Origin of the sequence: Micromonospora sp. Llam0 (genome assembly GCF_003751085.1) — a bacterium.
Classification (GTDB): Bacteria; Actinomycetota; Actinomycetes; order Mycobacteriales; family Micromonosporaceae; genus Micromonospora_E.
In genome coordinates this window covers 6100443-6119068 of record NZ_RJJY01000001.1, presented here as the reverse complement: position 1 = coordinate 6119068, position 18626 = coordinate 6100443, and the positions used below count along the sequence as shown (strand labels likewise).

Below are 18626 nucleotides of genomic sequence, written 5' to 3'. Positions count from 1 at the left end.
GGTCTGGGACGCCATCACCTGGGTGAGCGCCGGCGAGGCGTGGCCGACCGGTGACGAGGACCAGATGCGCGAGCTCGCCGCCGCCTGGCGTGAGCTCGAAGAGGTGGTACGGGTCGCACTGGCCGACGCCGATCCGGCCGCGCTGCGGGTCATCGAGAGCTGGGGCGGCGACGCGGGTGCCGAGTTCGCCAACTTCTGGCAGCAGGTCGGGGTCGGCCCCAACACCGGACTGCCGGTCCTGCAGAAGGCCGCCGCCGCCTTCGCGAACGGCTGCGACACCGCCGCCACCGAGATCGAGTACGCGAAGCTGACGATCCTCATCGCGGTGGCCATCACCGTGATCGCGGTGTTCGTGGCGTTGCTGATGGCCTGGCTGGGTGGCGTCTCCGCCGGTGCCATCCCCGGCATCCTCGCCGCCGGCCGGCAGGCGGTCACCGTCGCGTTCCGCCGGCTGCTGGCCCAGCTCGGCCGGCGGATGCTCACCCAGGCCGGGATGCGGGCCGCGCTGCAGGGTTCGGTCAGGATCGCCACCACCCACGTCACCCGCGCCGGTGCCCAGCGGCTCGGCACTCAGCTGGGCATCGAGCTGGCTCAGGAGATCGGCGAAGAGCTGATCATCGACATCGGCGCCCAGGCGTTCCAGGTCGCCCAGGGCAACCGCGACAACTGGGACGGCCGGCGCACCCTCACCGCCGGGGTCGGCGGCGCGTTCGGCGGCATGCTCGGCTTCGGCGGCAACCGGCTGCTGCGCAACACGGTCGCGCCCCGGGTGCCGGTGTCGTTCCGGCCGCCGGCAATGGACTTCCGGGGCGCTGGCGTCGTCCGCTGGGGCGGCCGGTCAGTCGCCGCCGGCATGCAGAACGCGGTCATCTCCCCGGCGGCCAGCGTCGCCGCGAACCTCGCCGTCAACCAGCAGTGGACCAACCCCGGCTGGCAGGGGGCGCTCGGCGGTTTCACCAGCGGCGCCGGTCGGGGTGGTGCCACCATGGCGGCGTCGTCCGCTGGCAGCGCGGCCGCCGGCTGGGCCAACCGGCTGGGTGGTGTCGCGCCGCCGATCGGCGTGCCCGGCACCGTCGACCTGGCCGGCAACGCCCAGTTGACGAGTGTGGACGCCGCCGGGATCGACCTTGGCGCGCTCGGCGACAGCCCAGCCGGTGGTAGCCCGGCCGGTGACAGTGAGTCCGGTCCAGTTACCGGGTCCGGGCCCGCTACCGGGTCCGACCCGGCCAGCGGTACGGGCACCGCCGCCCCGGCTCCGGTCACGGCAGACACGACGCCGCAGACCGTACCCGATTTCGGGGCCGGTTCCATCTCGCTGGCCCCGAGCACGCAGGACGCCCCGACCACTCAGGACGCCCCGATGACCCAGGCGGCCCCGATGGCCGTCGACCAACCCGGCGTGCAGCCGGCACCCAGTGCCGAGCCTCCTCCGCTGGTCACCTCGGGTCAGCCGTCGGTGGTCGGCGTGGGGGACATCGCCAGCCCGGTGAACGGTTCCTCGACCGACGCGTCCTCGGCCGACACGCCGTCGACCAGCACCGCCTCGCCGGACGTCACGGCGGACGGCGTACGGCCGGCGCGGGCGGACGACGGGCCGCCGGTACAGGTCGCCGCCGGTTCCCCGGCCGGGGTCGGTACGTCGGCGCAGGCAGCGGCTCCGGCCGTGACCGCCGCCGGCCCGCAAAGCTCCCCGTCTACACCGGGTTCGACGTCTGTTCCGGGTTCGACGTCCACACCGGCTGCGACGTCCACGTCCGGGCCGGCCCAGCCCGGAGCCCAGACCACTGCCCAGGCCACGGCGGCGGCGTCGACGGCCGGCGGCAGCACCACGGCTGCTCCCCAGAGCTCGTCGACCGGCACCACCTCGGCGCAGGTCCGGCCACCGGCACCGGTTGCCGGACCTGTCGCCGGACCCTCCGCCGGCTCGGTCAGCTTCGGACCGGCTGTCGCCGCACCCGCCGCACCCGCCGCACCGGCTCAGCCCGGCCAGCCGGTCGGCACCCCGACCGCGACCAGCCCGATGGGGCCGACGTCGGCCGCGATCAGCCCGAGCACGACGACCAGCCCGAGCACGACGACCAGCCCGAGCACGACGACCAGCCCGACGCCGCCAGTACTGCCACCGATCGGCTCACCGGTGTCCGCGCCGCCGCCGACCGCAACCACCGGCGGGCCGGACCGGCCGTCCGACCCGGCGCCCCGGCAACCGTCCGCCGGCACCACCGTCGACCCGCAGACCCTGCGCCGGTCGGCCGGTCCCACCGGCACCGGTACGCACAGCTGGCAGCTGGCCCCGGTCCAGTTTGACGGCGATCCAAACAGCACGGACGCCGACCAGGCACTCATCGACGCGTCCCGGGCCCTGGTCGACGCCGTCACGGGTGCGGTGACCCGACACCAGCAGCAGGCCACGCCCGGCGAACAGATTTCGATGGGCAGACGGCCGGGCGTGGTCGGGGCGTTGATGACCCGTGGCGGGCAGATCACCACACACAGCAGTATGACCGCCGACCAGAGCACCGACCCGGCCACCCAGCCGACGCCGCATCCGCTGGTCGAGACCGCCCTCGCCGAGGTCGCCCAGCAGGTCAGCCGGGTCGGCAGCGGGCATGGTCGGTGCGCCGAGGTCGCTCTGGTGTCCGATGTGGTGTACCAGCTGGAACGGCAGTGGCAGGACGCCGGCCAGGCCGGCGACTTCGACGCGTACGCCCGATCGGAGCTGGCCGGGGCGCGGATCGTCACTCACCAGTTCCGCCGCGCCCAGGACGTCGATGTGGTGTACGAACGCGGCGACTACCGGCCACCCTGCCGGTCGTGCGGACCGATGCTGGAGATACTCGGCGTCACCCTGGTAGTGGACACCGAACGGCTGCCCGGCCCGGCCGTACCGCCGGACTCCGGCGCGTTGGGTGACGGCCGGGCGCTGCCGGAGACCAGACCGACCGGCGACGGGCATCCCCTGGTGCCGCCGGCCCTCGCCGACCAGCAGGCGTTGGCCGACTCCGTGCCGGTCGGGTCGGACGGCCGACCGGCCCGGCATCCCGACCCGCGCGACGGCCGCTGGCCGGAGCTGGTCAACGACGGCGGCCCGGCCAACCCCGGCCGCAGCACCAACTGCGCCGACGTCGGACTGTCCGTCCTCGCCACCTGGTACGGCGATCCGCAGGCCGCGGCGGCGACCGACGCCACGGTGACCGCCGAACCGGACAGCACCCGGCGCCAGGAACAATGGCTGGGGGCGTCCTTCGCCCCGGACGGCCGCGGGCCGGGCGGGTTGGACGCGGTCGCCGACCGGCTGCGCCGCGCCGGCCCCGGATCCGCCGCCCTGATCATCACCAGCTGGACCGCGGCGGCCGGCGGCGGCGCGCACACCTGGAACGCCGTCAACCACGACGGGCAGATCATCTGGATCGACGCGCAGAGCCGGCAGGTCTCCGACACCGCTCCGATCTACGACAGCGAGGTCGACGGGGTCTGGTCGATCGTCCTCGACGCCGACGGCAACCCGGTGCCGGCCGACGGCCCGCAGACCACGACCGCGTCGACCACCGGGGCGGCCAGCGAAGCGGCGTACCTGGACGCGTTGACCGAGCCCGACCGGGCCACCCTGCTCGCCGAACTGGCCGCCGCCCAGGTCGACGCCGATTCGATCCTGGCCGAGTTGGGGACGATCGGCGACCGACTCAACACCGACCTCGGCCTGGCCGGCACCGACGCGCTCACCCCGCTGGGCAGCGAGTACCGGGTCAAAGGCGCCGAGTCGCTGGCCCGCAAGTTCAACACCGACTTCGAGCCGAAGGGCTACACCCTCCCGGAGGCGCTCGCCGAAATCAACGACGTGGTGCGGTTCTCCGTAAGGGCACCGGAGACCGACGCGTACGGGCCGGCGGTGGCGGGGGTGCTCGACGCGCTGACCGCCAGCGGCCACCAGGTGACCGACGTCAAGAGCTTCTGGCACCCGGGCAACCGGTTCTTCGGGCTGAACTGCACTCTCGTGTCGCCGACCGGCCGGATGTACGAGGTCCAGTTCCCGACCGCCACCAGCTGGGCGATCGGCAAGCAGACCCACGGCCCGTACGAGGTGATGCGCGACCCGGCGCGGACCCCGGCCGACCGGATGCACGCCTTCCTCGACATCCTCGCCGTCAACAAGGCGCACGACATCGCCGGCCGGATGCCCGGCGGCATGCCGGTGCTGACCGAGCGGTACGGGCCACCGAAGGACACCAGCTTCGCCAAGTGGATCGGCAAGCAGGACCAGGCCGGCCTGCGGCAGGACTACGCCGACTGGCTGGCGGCGGACCCGGCCCGCAGCTTCCGGCAGGAGCTGGCTGCGCGAGGATTGGACCCGTCCGACCTGCCCGGTTTCGATCCTGATGCGATAGGAAGCACAGATGCCGACCCTGACCTTTCGCTACCACCTGCTGTATCGGACGGACGACCAGACCCAGCCGCCGGTCAACGTGATAGCGGTGGCGGCCGGCACCGGGCCGACGCAGGCGGTGATCTGGGACCGTCCGACGTCGAGGTGGGGCTTCCGACCGGACGTGGCGGCGTCGATCCTGTACGCCAACCCGGAGCGCCACAGCGTACGGGCAGTGGACCGGGAGACGGCGGAGTCGGCGACTCGTCACTTCACGACGGTCCCGTTGCCGAGCGAGGCGGAGTTGACCCGGATCTGCCAGGAGGCCAGCCGAACCTGACCACAGGTCGGAACGACGGCGGGGAGGCTGCCGCTGATGGAGTTTCAGTACTACCTGCTGTACCACCCGACGCGGCCGTCGGACCACCCGGCGAACGTGATCGCCCTAGCGAACCATCCGGGCCCGACGATGGCGGTGACCTGGGACCGACCGACGGCCAGGTGGAGTTGCCAGCCGGACGTCGCGATAGCAGTGCTGTTCGTGAACCAGGAACGCAACAACTTTCGAGGAGTGGACCGGGCGACGGCGGAGTGGGTGACGCACCACTTCACGACGGTGCCGTTGCCGAGCGAGGCGGAGCTGACCCGGATCTGCTACCCGACGAGTACCGAGGCATCCCGGCGCGTGACGCCTCCGACCTGACGCAGCCACCAGCGGCAGCGGTCGGACAGCTGGCTGACCCTGATTCCGCCTACTTGGACAGCCTCTCGGCGGCAGAGCAGCGGATGGTTGCCGATGCGGTCTCGGGGGCACGGTCAGACGCGGCGATGATCGCTGGCGAAATTGGCTCCCTCCTGTACGGGATAAATGCCGAGTCGAATCTTGCCGGAGCTGATTCGCTTGCCTTGCTTGGTCTCAAGGACAGTGTCAAGACGGCGGGTTCGCTGGCGCGCAAGTACCTCACCGAACTCGAGCCAGAAGGTTACGAACTGCCGGAAGCCCTGGCTAAAGTAAACGACGTCGTGAGGTTCTCGGTAAGGAGCCCTGAGGGTGATCTGTATGCCCCTGTGGTGGAGAGGGTGTTGAGTGGCCTGGAAAATTCGGGACATGAAGTCTCTTCCGGCAAGATTTTCTGGCATCCAGGGAATCGCTTCTACGGACTGAATGTCACGCTATTGTCGCCTTCTGGTCGAGTCTACGAGCTTCAGTTTCCTACCGATAGGAGCTGGTCGGTTGGAAAGCAGACTCGTAGTGAGTACGGAATAGTGCGTAATCCTGTGATGCCAATCGAGCGCAGGATGGAGGCGTTCCTCGACATCCTGTCGAAGAACAAGATCAGCCGCCTTTATGGCTCGATTCCAGGCGGGCTGGAGCCGTTGACCAGACGGTTTGGTCAACCGGTCTTCAACGGGATTTCAAAATGGATTGCAAAGTTGGATGACAGAGGTCTCGGGGCCAGTTCTGCACGGGGTCGATACGTTGACTGGCTCGCCGGCAGTGGGCAGTCGTTTGACGATATCCTAGCGAGGCGTGGTCTTGATCCAGCGGACCTACCGGGGTTCGCGCTCCACGTGACGGCGGTGACTGATGAGCGACCAAGTGTTTCACTACTACCCACTTTACCGCCTGATCGACTCGGCGGAGGTGCCGGTGAACGTCATAGCACTGGCGGATTGTCCTGGTCCGACTCGGGCGGTGATCTGGGACCGTCGGGCGGACCGATGGAACTTCCGACCAGACGTCGCAGTGGCAATTCTGTACGCGAATCAGGAGCGTCATACATTCCATCGGACCGATCGGGCGACGGCGGAGTCGATGACGCATCACTTCACGACGGTGCCATTGCCGAGCGAGGCGGAGTTGACCCGGATCTGTCGGGAGGCCAGCCCGACCTGACCGGCACCCGGCCGGTGTCCGGTGAGGGCCGCGATACCGGGTCAACGAGCCTGGCGTCGGCGAATGCCGCAGGCGAGTCGTCGACGTTGCCGGAGCAGGGAGGGGCAGTCGATGACCGAGGACGAGGCCAGAGCGCTGATCAGCAGACTGCTGGGCAGCGGGAACCCGATCGAGATGTATCCGTTCGAGTTCGGCTGGCTGGTCCGAGAGGAGTTGTCGACCCGGGAACGGCAGGCCGGGATGCACATCGGCCAGGGGAGCTTCATCGTGGACCTGACGGGCGTGGTGACCGCCCAGCCGAGCCTGCCGGCGACGGTGGTGGTCGAGGAGTACGCGGCGGAGCGTCGGCAGGGCCGATTCTCGGGTCGGCAGGTGTGGCCGGAGCCGGACCCGCCACCGGAGTAGCCGACCGGGCCGTACTTGTGGCGGACGGCAATGCGTCGCTGGCCGGCCCGCGTCCGGTTGGTCCGTTGAATTTGGCGCCGTTGGAGGATGTGGGTTTTCAGGCTGATCTTGAGGCGGTGTTGTGGTCGGGTGGTGGGTTTGTGGTGGGTGCGGATCCGTCTTCGCATCCGTTTGGTGGGTTGGTGAATGATGGTGGGCCGGGGCGGTCGGGTCGGGGCAACAATTGTATGGACTGTTCGTTGGCGGGGTTGTCGACGTTTCTTGGTCGGCCGATGGTGTCGCTGCCGCGCTGGCCGGACATCCTGCCGGACGGCGCCGTCGACCGGCAGACCGGCGAGGCGGCCGGCGTCGACCGCGCCGAGGAGTGGCTGGGCGGCGAGTGGGTCGCGCCGCCGGCGGACATGCCGGGTGCGCCGCAGAAGCGGGCGGTGGCGGTCGCCCGGCAGTACGCGCAGTTGCAGGAGCGGGTGGCGGCGGCCGGGCCGGGTAGTGCCGCACTGGTCGTCGCCGACTGGCTCAGTGTGGACGAGCGTACGGGGCAGGTGCAGGTCGACGCCGACGGCAACGCCCTGGCCGACGGCTCACACGCGTTCCTGATCGTCTACCCGTACGGCGCCGACGGGCCGGTGTGGTGGGATCCGCAGGACGGCCAGACGTGGACCGTGCCGCCGACGCACGTCGTCGCCGCCACCCACACGTTGTGGTCGATGGACACGCCGGCAGCAGGTGGAGGGGCCAACAGTGACTCGGGACGACGCGCAGGAGCTGATCCAGCGGCTGGTCGGGACGCCGAACCGGATGGCGCTGCACGAGTTCGAGTTCGGCTGGCTGGCGCAGGAGATCCTGAGTCCGCAGGAACGCGGCACGGGGATGCGGGTCGGCCTGGGGAGCTACATCATCGACCGGGACGGGACGGTGACGGTGCACGGGAGTCTGCCCGTACCGGTGACGATCAGCCGGTACGCGGCGGAGCGCCGGCAGGGGCGGATCTCGGGTCGGCAGGTGTGGCCGGAGACGGAGTCGTCGGAGACGGAGTAGCTGACGGGGGCGTCCAAGCCGCCGGGGTAGTTGACGGGGTTTCTGACGGCGGGGAGTTGTCGGGGCCGCGTCCGGTTGGTCCGTTGAATTTGGCGCCGTTGGAGGATGTGGGTTTTCAGGCTGATCTTGAGGCGGTGTTGTGGTCGGGTGGTGGGTTTGTGGTCGGTGCGGATCCGTCTTCGCATCCGTTTGGTGGGTTGGTGAATGATGGTGGGCCGGGGCGGTCGGGTCGGGGCAACAATTGTATGGATTGTTCGTTGGCGGGTTTGTCGACGTTTCTTGGTCGGCCGATGGTGTCGTTGCCCCGCTGGCCGGACCGGGCGGGCGACGGGACGATCGACCGGGTCACGGGTGAGGCCGACGGGATCAGCCGGGCCGAGCAGTGGTTGGGCGGGGAGTGGGTCGGTCCACCGGCGGACATGCCGAGGGCACCGGCGGACCGGGTGGCGGCGGTCGCCGAGCAGTACGCACAGTTGCAGCAGCGGGTGGCGGCGGCCGGGCCGGGTAGTGCCGCCCTGGTCGTCGCCGACTGGTTCAGCTTCGACCAGGACACCGGCCAGCTGCACCTGGACGCCGACGGAGACCCGCAGGCGGCGGGCTCGCACGCGTTCCTGATCGTCTACCCGTACGGCGCCGACGGGCCGGTGTGGTGGGATCCGCAGTACGGCGGAACCGCGACGCAGCCGCCCGCCGAGTACCTGGCGGCGACGCACACGTTGTGGTCGATGGACGCGCCGGCGGCACGGGGAGGGATCGGAAGTGACTCGGGACGACGCGCAGGAGCTGATCCAGCGGCTGGTCGGGACGCCGAACCGGATGGCGCTGCACGAGTTCGAGTTCGGCTGGGTGGCGAGGGAGATCCTCTCGGAGACGGAACGCGCCCAGGGGATGGGGCTGGGCCAGGGCAACTGGGTGATCGACCGCAACGGAGTGGTGACGGCCCACCGGAGCATGCCGCCGTCGATCATCATGCAGGAGTACGCGGCGGCCCGCCGGGCGGGTCGGACGACCGGCCGCCAGGTGTGGCCGCCGACGGACCAGCCGGAGCCGAACCGCTAGCCACCGGAGAAGCCGGAGCCGAACCACTGGCCGCCGCACCGGACGGCCTGGTCAGCGCCGCCGCTGGGACGACCTTCGGTGGCGCGCTGCACGCCGCCGACCCGGTGGCGGTCGGCGCGGCGGTACGCGATGCGCTCGACACCGGGTTGCTGCCGGCTGGCGCGGTCGCCGACCCGGACGCCGGCACGGTCACTCTCGACACCTCGGCCGGGCCGGTGACGGTCACCCTCACCGTGACCTCCCTACCGCCCGGTACGGCGGTGGCACCCGTCGCCACCATCGCGACGCACGCCGACGGGGCGACCGTACGGGTATCCGACCGGGCCTCCGCCGACCATGTCCGGCGGGCGGTCGCCGCCGCACTGGCCGAAGTGGATGCCATCGCTCAGGAACGGGCCGACGGGCTGCGTACCGATGCGACGACCGCGCTCGCCGAGGGTGCCCGGCCGGAAGGCGACGGGCAGCGGCACCTGACCGCGCGGGACATGGGCCGGCTGGCGGAGTTGCGTACCGTCGCCGACCAGTTGGCGCAGGCGGGCACCGGCCGGCACGCCGACCCGGCCCAGCTGGCCCAGGTGCACGCCGAAGCGGTCGGCCTGCTGATCAGCAGCGGGCTGCTGGAGCCGTACCCGGGGCACCGGGTGCACAGCCTGGTGCCGAACGTACCGGTGGTCGGGCTGGCCGCCACCGACGCCCGGTTCGCCGCCGTCCGTACCCAGTTGGGGCCGGCCTTCGCGGACCTCGCCGGGCTGCTCGCGGTCGCCCGCGACCGACCCGGCCTGGCCGACGAGATCCGGGTCGTCCAGGCCGACGTACGGGCGGCGGCCCGCCGGTGGGCCGCACAGGCGACAGCCGCCCGCGACCAGGCGGACCTGGCGTTGACCGACCGGGTCGACGCCGCGCTCGACGCCGACCCGCGGCACGTCTTCGACCGGCTGGTCATCGGCGGCGGCTGGGCGGCCACGGCCGACTTCGCCACCCTCGACGCGCCACCGGACACCGGTGACGGCCTGCCGCCGGTGCTGGCCGTGTCGCAGGGCCACGACCCGTGGGCGGACCGGCAGCAGCTGCTGATGGGGCAGGTCCCCAGCGAATTGGAGATCCCCGGGCTGCCGTTCCAGCCGGCGGACTTCGCCGACGAAGGCACCCAGTTCGCCCTCTCCAGCGACTTCGCGGCGGCGGTCGGCGCGGCCCGCGCGTACACCGGGATGCCGAGCTATCAGGGCACCGCGACCGCGATCACTCCCCGTCCGGCCGGTGCCAGCGATGCCACCGGCTGGCCGGATGGCGCGAACTACCGGGTGACGCTCGGCGAGCGCAGTTTCTACGCGGCCAGCGTGGACATCGCCGCCGGTCCGGGCCCGGCGCGGGTGCCGGCCGCGCCGGCGTCGACAACCGGCCGGTACGTTGACCCGGCGACCGGCTACCAGGTCGACCGGTCCGGCCCGGTGCCGGTGTTCCGGGACCCGACCGGGGTGGCCGTCGACCCGGCGTCACTGCCCACCCAGGTCCGTGCGGTGCTCGGCGGCGCCGATGCCGTCCGCGCCGACCCGCCGCTGCTGGCTGACACCGCCGGCCGGCTCACCGATCCGCTGCTGGTCGATCCGGACAGCGGCTACGCCGTCGACGCCGGGACCGGCCAGGTGTACGCGCCGGACGGCTTCCCGGTCGACCCGGCCGCGCTGCCCGGCGACGTGGCGCAGCGGCTCGGCTACGACGCCGACGGCCGGTTCACCGGCCCTCGGCCAGCACGACCCCGGATCGACTTCGGCGGGCAGAACCTCGCCGACGCGTACCAGCCGGGTGACCGGGTGCTGGTGTTCGGCGCGGGCGCCTCCGGGGCGTGGGACATCGAGCAGGCCGCCGCGTCACCGGCGGCCACCATCGACTGGTCGGCCCGCGCGGTCGGGCTGCCACCGGCCGACCGCACCGGTGACCCGACCCGGGACGCCGACCTGCAATTTCAGCGCAGCTTCTCCGGCGGCTACAACCGCCGCAACACGTTGCCCGAGGTCGGCGCGTACGACGTGGCCGCCACCGACAGCCGGATCAGCCAGTCGCTGCGCGAAATCGTCTCCGCCCGGCACACCGTGGACGGTACGTTCCTGGTCGAGTTCAGCGACGGCACCCGCCACGAGTACGACCGGGTCGTCCTCTCCATCGGCCAGGCTCCCGAATACCCGGGCGGGGTCGCCGCACTCGCCGACGCGCTGCAACTGCGCCCGCTGCACGGGCCGGCGACCACCCGCGACGGCGGTCCCGACTTTCTCGGCCTGTCCGACGCCTCCGGACAGCTGCGGATCCTCGGTGCCGCCGCAGTGGCCCGTCAGCTCATGCCGTCGGTCGGCCCCAGGTTCAGGAGGTCAGCGGAGCTCCAGATCAGCGAAGCGTCCGCTGCGCTGCCGGACGACTCACGCAACATCCCGCCGAGTATCCGCTTCCACGCGCAGCGGATCGCCGAGGCTAACCGGAGATCGCTACCGCCGCCGTCACACCTCGCTGAAGTCGACAAATCCCCCCCGCCAGGCGATGGCGGGGTCGAGCCAGGGCAGCGGCCCGTGCTCGGCGGTGATCCGCTCGGCGATCGGCGGGACGTAGACGTCGATCGGGTCCTGCCCGCCGACGGCGTCGAAGCCCGCACCGTAGGGGACCAGCTCGGCGTGGTTGCGGGCGAAGTAGACGAACCGCAGGTCCGGCAGGACCCGGGGGGCGAGTTCGGCGAACAGTTCGGCACCGACCGGGGTGATGCCGCAGTTGACCAGTCCCAGCCAGCGGAGCCGCCGCAGGTGTGGGGAGGCCAGCAGGGTACGCAGCCCGTCGTCACCGATCGGGTTGTCGTCCAGTCCGAGGCTGGTGAGTCGGGCCAGCAGCGGGCTCGCGGAGATCGCACCGACCAGGTCCGGGCTGACGCCGGTGAGCAGGACGTGGCGGACCGGAGCCAGGCGGTAGATCTCCGTGCCCCGGTCGAGGAAGTCGGCACCGGGCAACTCGATCAGCTCGGCGAAGCCACGCCGTACCCCGCAGTCGTCGACGAGCCCGGCGATCCCCGCACAGAGCCGCGGCTCGAGCGTGACGGCGAGTCCACGCATCCGCCGGGACAGCTCGGGCGCGATCGGGGCGCCGGCGATCGTGGCCCGGTCGTACTCGATCTGGAGCCGGATCAGCGCGGCGTGGTCGGGGTCGGTGGGTTCGACGGCGTCGGCGTAGCGCAGCCGCAGGTCCATGTCGTCGGGGTCGGCGAGGATGGCGGCGTACAGGGCATCGCTGACAGCGGGCCGGCCGTCGCTGGCGTCGGACATGACCGCAGCGTAGCGACGCCACTCACGACAACCAGTGAGGTGCCCGGCGATGACGGAGGACGAAGCGCAGCAACTGATCGAACGGCTGGTCGGGACGGCGAATCTGATCGATCTGCATCCGTTCGAGTTCGGCTGGCTGGCGAAGGAGACACCGTCGACCGAACAGCGGGCGACGGGGGCGCACGTCGGGATGGGCTGCTACATCATCGACCAGTCGGGGACGGTGACGGTGCACAGCAGCCTGCCGATACCGGTGGCCATGAAGCAGTACGTGGCGGCGAGGCGGCAGGGCCGGATCAGCGGTCACCAGATCTGGCCCCGAGCCGGGACAGCGGACCAGCCGACCCCCGGCTGACCCGGATCCGCCAGCTGTCGACAAACTACACCGCTGCCGACCCGGGGACCCGGCTGGCGCTGCGCGCCGAGATCGGCGTACTCGTCGACCAGCTCGGCCTGACCGGCGGCACCCCGCAGGCGTACGCGCGGTGGGCGCAGCTGCCGCCCGACCTGGCGAACCTGCTGCTCCGGCTCACCTCACCGGCGCTCACGCCGGAGACCGTCTTGGCGGTGCTCGGTGCGGACCCGGCGACGCTGACCGAGCCGCAACGCGCCCAGCAGCGTGACTACCGGGCCCGGCTGGTCCACAACGGGTACGTTCCGTTTGCGCCGCAGCTCACCGAGCAGTTGCACCGGCTCGCCGTCGACGCCGAGCAGGGCCAGCGGAGCCTGCCGACGTTGCCGGCCTCCGCCGGGCAGGTGATCGGGCTGCGCGCCGATCAGATCGCCCAACTGCAGGCCGTCGATCCGGCGCTGGCCGCGCGGGTCGCCCGCGACGGGGTGTACGTCGATCTGACCGGCCAGGTCGACATCAGCCCGTACGTGCTGGCGAACGCGCCGCATGTCGATGTGGGCGGCGTACACCCGGGTTTCGACCTGACGACGGACGCCGGCCGACGGGCGCTGCTGGCCGAGGACGTCCGCCGGGCCCATGCGACGATCACCGCAAGGTACGGGCAGAACCCGGAAGTCGTCCGGCTGCTGGGCAGCCACAGCTTTCACTACCTGGGGCAGACCCGCACGATGGTGCTGGTCCCGGACGCGTTGACGCGGGCGATCCTCAACCTGGCGCCGAGCGCGCCGGTCGGGCCGGCGCCGGAAGCATCACCGCTCGCCGCCGGTCCGACCGAGATCCACGTGTACGCCGACCACCCGACTCTGCCCGAGCCGGATTCCGGAGAGGTGGCACCGGAGTACGGCCGCCCGGTGGATCCCAACTCGGGTACCGCAGCACCCCTGTGGAATGGGCTGCCCAGGCGGGAGCACGTCGCGCAGGGAGCTCTCGGCGACTGCGGCATGCTCGCCTCGATCGGCGCGGTCGCCGGACACAGCCCGCAGACGATCGGTGGGTTGTTCCATCCGAACCCGGACGGCACCGTCGACGTCCTACTCCACGAGAGCAGTCTCCCGGGTGGCCGGACCACTCCCACCGGCCGGCGTTTGCGGATCACCGTGACTCCGGATGTCCCGGTGCACGCCATAATGCCAGGGCAGGCCGCCTACGCTGACCAGTCGCGGGTAGGGGCGGCATGGGCAAGCATCCTGGAGAAGGCGCTGGCGGCGGTCGACCGGACCTGGACCGAGTCGCGGCAGGTCGCCTGGCAGCAGCAGTGGCAGGGCTGGCAGGAGCAGCCCGATCCGCACCTGGCCGCACCACGCGGCTACGCCCGGATGGATCCCGGCAGCACTCCCGATCTGTGGGCGGAGCTGCTGACCCAACTGACCGGCGCGCCTGCCCGCACTGACCGGTTCCCCACGGATCCAGGCAGCGAAGCAACGGTCGAGGCGACGCTGGCCCAATTGTTGGCGCAGCGGAATCCGGTGATCGCCAGCACCTTGCCGCCGCACCGCTACCAGCATCTGCCAAACGGAACGCCGCCGTACGGGCTGTATGCCGGACACGCGTACGAGGTGGTGGCGGTTCAGAACGGGCGTGTCTGGCTGCGCAACCCGTGGAACCATAGCCATCCGCAGCCGATGCCGGTGCGGGAGTTTCTCGACCTGATGAGTAGGGACTACGCCCACCTCGATCGCGCGCCAGTGGTGCCGCCGCCCCCGCCGCCCCGGCCGGTGCCGCCCGTCGCGGAGCAGGCCAGCTGGGCAGGTGGGTTGACTGCGGAAGCCCGCGTCGGTGCGTCGGCGGGCGTGGCGACCAACGCGCTGACCGTTGCAGGGCCGGGCCGGACGGTGATCGACCGGGGTGGCACGTACTTCGTCTACTACGCGGACCGGGGCTCCGCCGGTGAGCTTGTCGAGCTGCTGGCCGTCGAGGTGGGACCGGACGGTCCGCGCTCGATAGCCTGGGGTAACAATACTGCGGCACCCAGCCCTGGCATTGTTTCGGCACCAGCCGACGCAGCGGGACGCTTGCCGGTGAGCCGGGCGGAGGCAGAGCAGGTGGCCCGCAGCGAGTTGGGCTTCGAGCTGCCGGACGAGTCGACGCTGCATGAAATGCTCGGTGGCTGAGTTCTCGACAGGAAGGACAGGATTGTGCCTTCGTACCCTGATGTACTAGTGGTCCGGAACAACACACAGGTGAACATGGGTACGTTCAGCCTCGGTGCGGCGGGGGCGAACCCGCAGCGGCCGGCGACTGCGCAGGTGGTGGTTGCCTATCCCGGGACTGCCGATTCGACGACGCACCTGCTGCGGCTTGGCGAGACCTTCCCGATCGGTGCCGAAAGCTGGTACTTCGCTGGGGCGCATTTCGAGAACGCTGGTCGGTGGCGGGTCACGGTGCGGCGGCTGGCGCCGGGTGAGGCGCCGCCGGTGGTGGACGAGTCGACGGCGGTGACGGGGTGGCGGCCGGCGCAGCGGCAGCCGTTCGGGCAGCTGGACGAGGGGCGGCTGCAGGCACTGGAGCAGGCGCTGGAGCGCCCGCTTCCCTGGGCCTACCGGGATTGGTTGTCTCAGACGAACGGCATGCAGCCGGTGGAGCCGCAGTGGGTGCCGGGTGCGCCGTTCACCCTGTTCCCGGGGCGTCCGCTGCTGGGTGTGCACCCGGAGTATCCGGCGTTCGACCTGCTGACCGCTGAGCGGGAGTGGCGGGTCGGGAAGTTGTCGATGGACTTCGTTGTCATCGCGGTCCCGATGGAGGGTCTGCTGCTGCTTCGGCTGGCGGAACCCCGCCCGGGCAGCGTCGGCTTCCTGCCGAAGGACCTGCTGGCCGGCCCGGGGACGCCGGATGTGATCGCCTGGCGGGAGCGGCAGGTGGTCACTACCAGCATGGGCTGGTCGTTCGGCGACTTCCTTGGCCGGCTCACCCCGCTCGACGCACCAGGCGTAGCGTGAAGATCACTTGACGAAGATTCGGGCTGGCGTCGGCGTGTCGCCCGGATTCTGGTTAATTGATCTTGGTGGTTCCGTCCTGGGTGGCGGTGGTTGGTCGGTTTTGGGTGGCTCCCAGCTTTTATCCGGCATTAACTAATTTGGTGCTGATCGATTCCCCTGCTTGGACGGCAATAGAGGTCTGTGTATTGACTGCGTGTGGCGATCTCCGTACGATCAGCTGAATACGCCACCACTTTTCCTAGCAAGGGGATGAAGTGAAGAACTCCACTAGCGTCAGGAAAGACACGGTAGTCGCGCCCACGCTGCTCACTCCGAGCCGGGTCGAGAAGATGCTCGCGCGTCGCCAGGCGGTCCAGGTGGCCAAGTTCCGCACCACCTGCACGGACTGCCTGCCCAACTACTAGCGCACCGCCGTCGGGCGCTCGGCGTCGCCGTGCGGTGCGAACGCCGGCGTCGCCGAGCCGCGAGGAGCACCGTACCGTGACCTTTGCATTGTCATCGGACGATGTCCTTAGTGCGTTGAGCGTCTGTAGCGGCGAGTCGTTCGAGGAACCGGCCGAGGCGGTCGCGGCACTTCGCCAGGGGCAGCCGTCGCTGACCGCCACCCTGTACTCCGCGTGGGCCGCAGACGGCGTCACCCTTGACCCGGGCACCGCCTACGATCTTGAGTTGGCCACCTCGCGGATCGCGTTTTACCGCACCGTGGCCACTGAGCTCGCCGCACGCGTCAGCGACCTGACCCCGATCAAAGGCCTGGAGGTAGCCGACCGCTACCCGGCTGGTCTTGGTCGCACCATGAACGACCTCGACTACGTCGCCAGCACCGAGGCTGATCTGTGGCGAGCGGCAAACCTACTCATCGACGATGGCTGGGACCTGCACACCGGCACGTTCGCCTGTTTCGACGATCGTCTGCACATGATGGTGAGTCTGCGGCGCCCGCACGAATCCCGCTTCGTCCTGCCGTACGGGGTGGAGATCGCCACCTGGTGGTCGCTGGGTGACCTGGCCGGAGTGCGACCACTGACCGCCATGCCGCAGCCCTGGCGGGCGCCGGCGGTGAAGAACACCTTGATGCTCCTGTTCGAGCGCTTCGAGCAACGCTTCCGGGCCCGGGATCTGATCGACGCCAGCCTGTTGGTTGCCTCGGCCTCCGAGGACGAACTGGCCACCCTCACCGGGGCGCTGACCGCCCTCGGGTTGTGGCCGGAGTACGCCGAACTCGCCGCGCTCGTCGCGCGGACGAGCCTTCCACCACTGCCACCGCCACCTCGGCGGAACCAGCTGGACACCCGTGCCCGCCGGGCGATCCGCAGCGCGGCCGTGCTGCGCCGCCCCCTCACCGGCGTGGCCCGCCACCTGCAGCGTCGCAACATCAAGGGTGCCTCCGCCCGGATCGAGCAGCGGTCCTGGGCGGTGGCCGCGGAGCGGCTCTCCGCCGGTGCGTCCGTCCGGTCCGGGGTGCTGGCCTTCGGCCTGCCGTTGGACGGTGCCCCGCGAAGTGCCGCCCCTACCGCAGTTCTGCATGAGCGCGGCCGGCTGGCCTGGGTGGACACTCCGGTCGGCAGGTTCCTGTTGACGATCGGCGATGAGGTCGACGAGGACACCGTCGCGGAACTGTCCGGCCCGGAGCCTCGACCGGCGAGCACCGGAGCGCATCCGTGACCGCCGCCGCCGACATCGCCGGGCGGGCGGTGGACCACGACATCCAGGTGCTGACCCGCCACCGGCCGGGTGCCGAGATCACCACCGTGTCGGTGTGGATTCTCGCCGGGGCCCGCGACGAAACCACCCCCGGCACCGCCCACCTGTTCGAACACCTGGTCATGCAGGCGGTGCCGCCCGGCCGGACGATGCGGGTCATCGACGAAATCGAATCGTACGGCGGCGAGGGCAACGCGATCACCGCTCGGGACTACGTGGTGCTGTACGCGCGGGTCCCGACGGTCGACGCGCTGCCCGTACTGGACCTGCTCGCCGAGGCCGCGACGGTCACCGAGTTCGACCCGGTCCTCATCGAGGCCGAGCGTCGGGTGGTGCTCGAGGAGTTGCGCCTGGCTGAAGCCGACCCCACCGACATCGTCCACGACGTGTTCTTCGCCGCCGTGTACGGCGACCACCCGATGGGCCGGCCGGTCGGCGGCGCTCCCGCCGACGTGCTGCGGCTCACCGCCGCCGACGTCGCCGCCTGGTCCCGCCGCCATCTCCAGGCCGGACGAGTCGCCGTCGTGGTCACCGGCGGCGTCACCCCTGCGGCCGTGACCGCTGCGACCGCGCGGAGCGCCCTCGCCGGCCTGTCCGTACCGCATCAGCGTGCCCGCACCGTCCGGCCTGCGACCGAGCCGCTCCCGCTTCCACCCCCGCTTCCGTTCCCGTTGCCGTCCACGGCTGCCGGCGTACCGGCACGGCGGCTGGATCATCCGCTGCCCGGCGACACTGCGGTCGTGGTGCTCGGCGGACCCGCGTTCGCCCTGGCCGATCCGCGGCTCGCCGCCGCCGAGGTGGTCATGGAACTGTTCGCCGGGGGCAACACGTCCGTCCTCGTCGAACGGCTGCGTACCGATCTGGGGCTGTCCTACGACATTTGGGGCGATCTCAGCGGTTACGCCGATACCGGCGTCTGGCGGATCGCGATCACCACCGCCATCGAGCACCGCGACGAGGTAGCCCGGCTCGCCGCCGACCTCATCCGGTCGGCGGTGGCGGATGGCTGGAGCGACGCCCGGGTGGCGGTGGCCCGACGACGCGCCGCCGGGCTGGTCCGGCTCGACGCCGAGACCTCCCTCGATGAGACTCTTCTGCTGGGCCGGCACGCTCTGCTGGGTGGCAGCGCCGGCTGGTCGGTGGCCGAGTACGCCGACCGGATCGCAGCCGCCGCCCCGCAGCAGGTCCACGACGCCGCCGTGTCCATGGCGGACCAGCTGGTGGTGGCCACCGCCGGCGGGTGAAAGCTCGCGGCGGGCCACCCGGCAGACCACCTACCGATGAAGGGAGGGAAAGGGTGAACCGGAACATGAAGTTCGGCCGCAGGCCGCGGGTGAAGAAGAAGACGACAACGACCCGCAAGTGACCATCCCCTTGCCGGCCGCACAACCGCTCGCTGATCCGCCAACCGACGGATCATCCAGCGCTCACCCGGGAAGGAGGCCAGGATGAACCGCCAAGCTGTCCACACACGGCGCCCGGTCGTGAAAAAGAAGAAGCGGTGACCTGAAAC

Annotated in this window: 5 protein-coding genes and 1 pseudogene; 5 read left to right on the top strand and 1 reads right to left on the bottom strand. The window is 71.0% G+C overall.

Features of this window, described 5'->3' with window-relative positions; genetic code table 11:
- Nucleotides 1-64: 64 nt before the first annotated feature.
- Nucleotides 65-8359, top strand: a pseudogene (locus tag EDC02_RS42915) (toxin glutamine deamidase domain-containing protein); the annotation flags it as partial.
- 2892 nt (nt 8360-11251) lie between these two features.
- On the opposite strand, the gene EDC02_RS42910 reads toward EDC02_RS42915, so the two are convergent.
- Nucleotides 11252-11986, bottom strand: a complete 735-nt coding sequence (locus EDC02_RS42910) for a hypothetical protein (protein ID WP_370461565.1) — start codon at nt 11984-11986, stop codon at nt 11252-11254.
- 2622 nt (nt 11987-14608) lie between these two features.
- On the opposite strand from EDC02_RS42910, the gene EDC02_RS40435 reads away from it, so the two are divergent.
- The 4 genes from EDC02_RS40435 (at nt 14609) to EDC02_RS26340 (ending at nt 18357) form a co-directional block, all read left to right on the top strand.
- Nucleotides 14609-15409, top strand: coding sequence for a DUF6406 domain-containing protein (locus EDC02_RS40435; RefSeq protein ID WP_370461498.1), 801 nt, complete (start codon nt 14609-14611; stop codon nt 15407-15409).
- Nucleotides 15410-15663: 254 nt separating this feature from the next.
- Complete coding sequence (locus tag EDC02_RS40430; protein ID WP_158632314.1) at nt 15664-15813, top strand: hypothetical protein; 150 nt, start codon at nt 15664-15666, stop codon at nt 15811-15813.
- Nucleotides 15814-15928: 115 nt separating this feature from the next.
- Entirely contained in the window at nt 15929-17074 is a 1146-nt protein-coding gene (locus EDC02_RS26345) for a hypothetical protein (RefSeq protein WP_123604263.1), read from the top strand.
- On the top strand, nt 17071-18357 hold the full coding sequence (locus EDC02_RS26340; RefSeq protein ID WP_123604262.1) for a pitrilysin family protein: 1287 nt from the start codon (nt 17071-17073) through the stop codon (nt 18355-18357). The genes EDC02_RS26345 and EDC02_RS26340 overlap by 4 nt, the downstream gene beginning before the upstream one ends.
- Nucleotides 18358-18626: the final 269 nt, after the last annotated feature.

Bases quoted from the DNA above. Each gene is read 5' to 3' on its own strand.
- EDC02_RS42910 (WP_370461565.1), bottom strand. From the start codon at position 11,986: ATGGACCTGCGGCTGCGCTACGCCGACGCCGTCGAACCCACCGACCCC.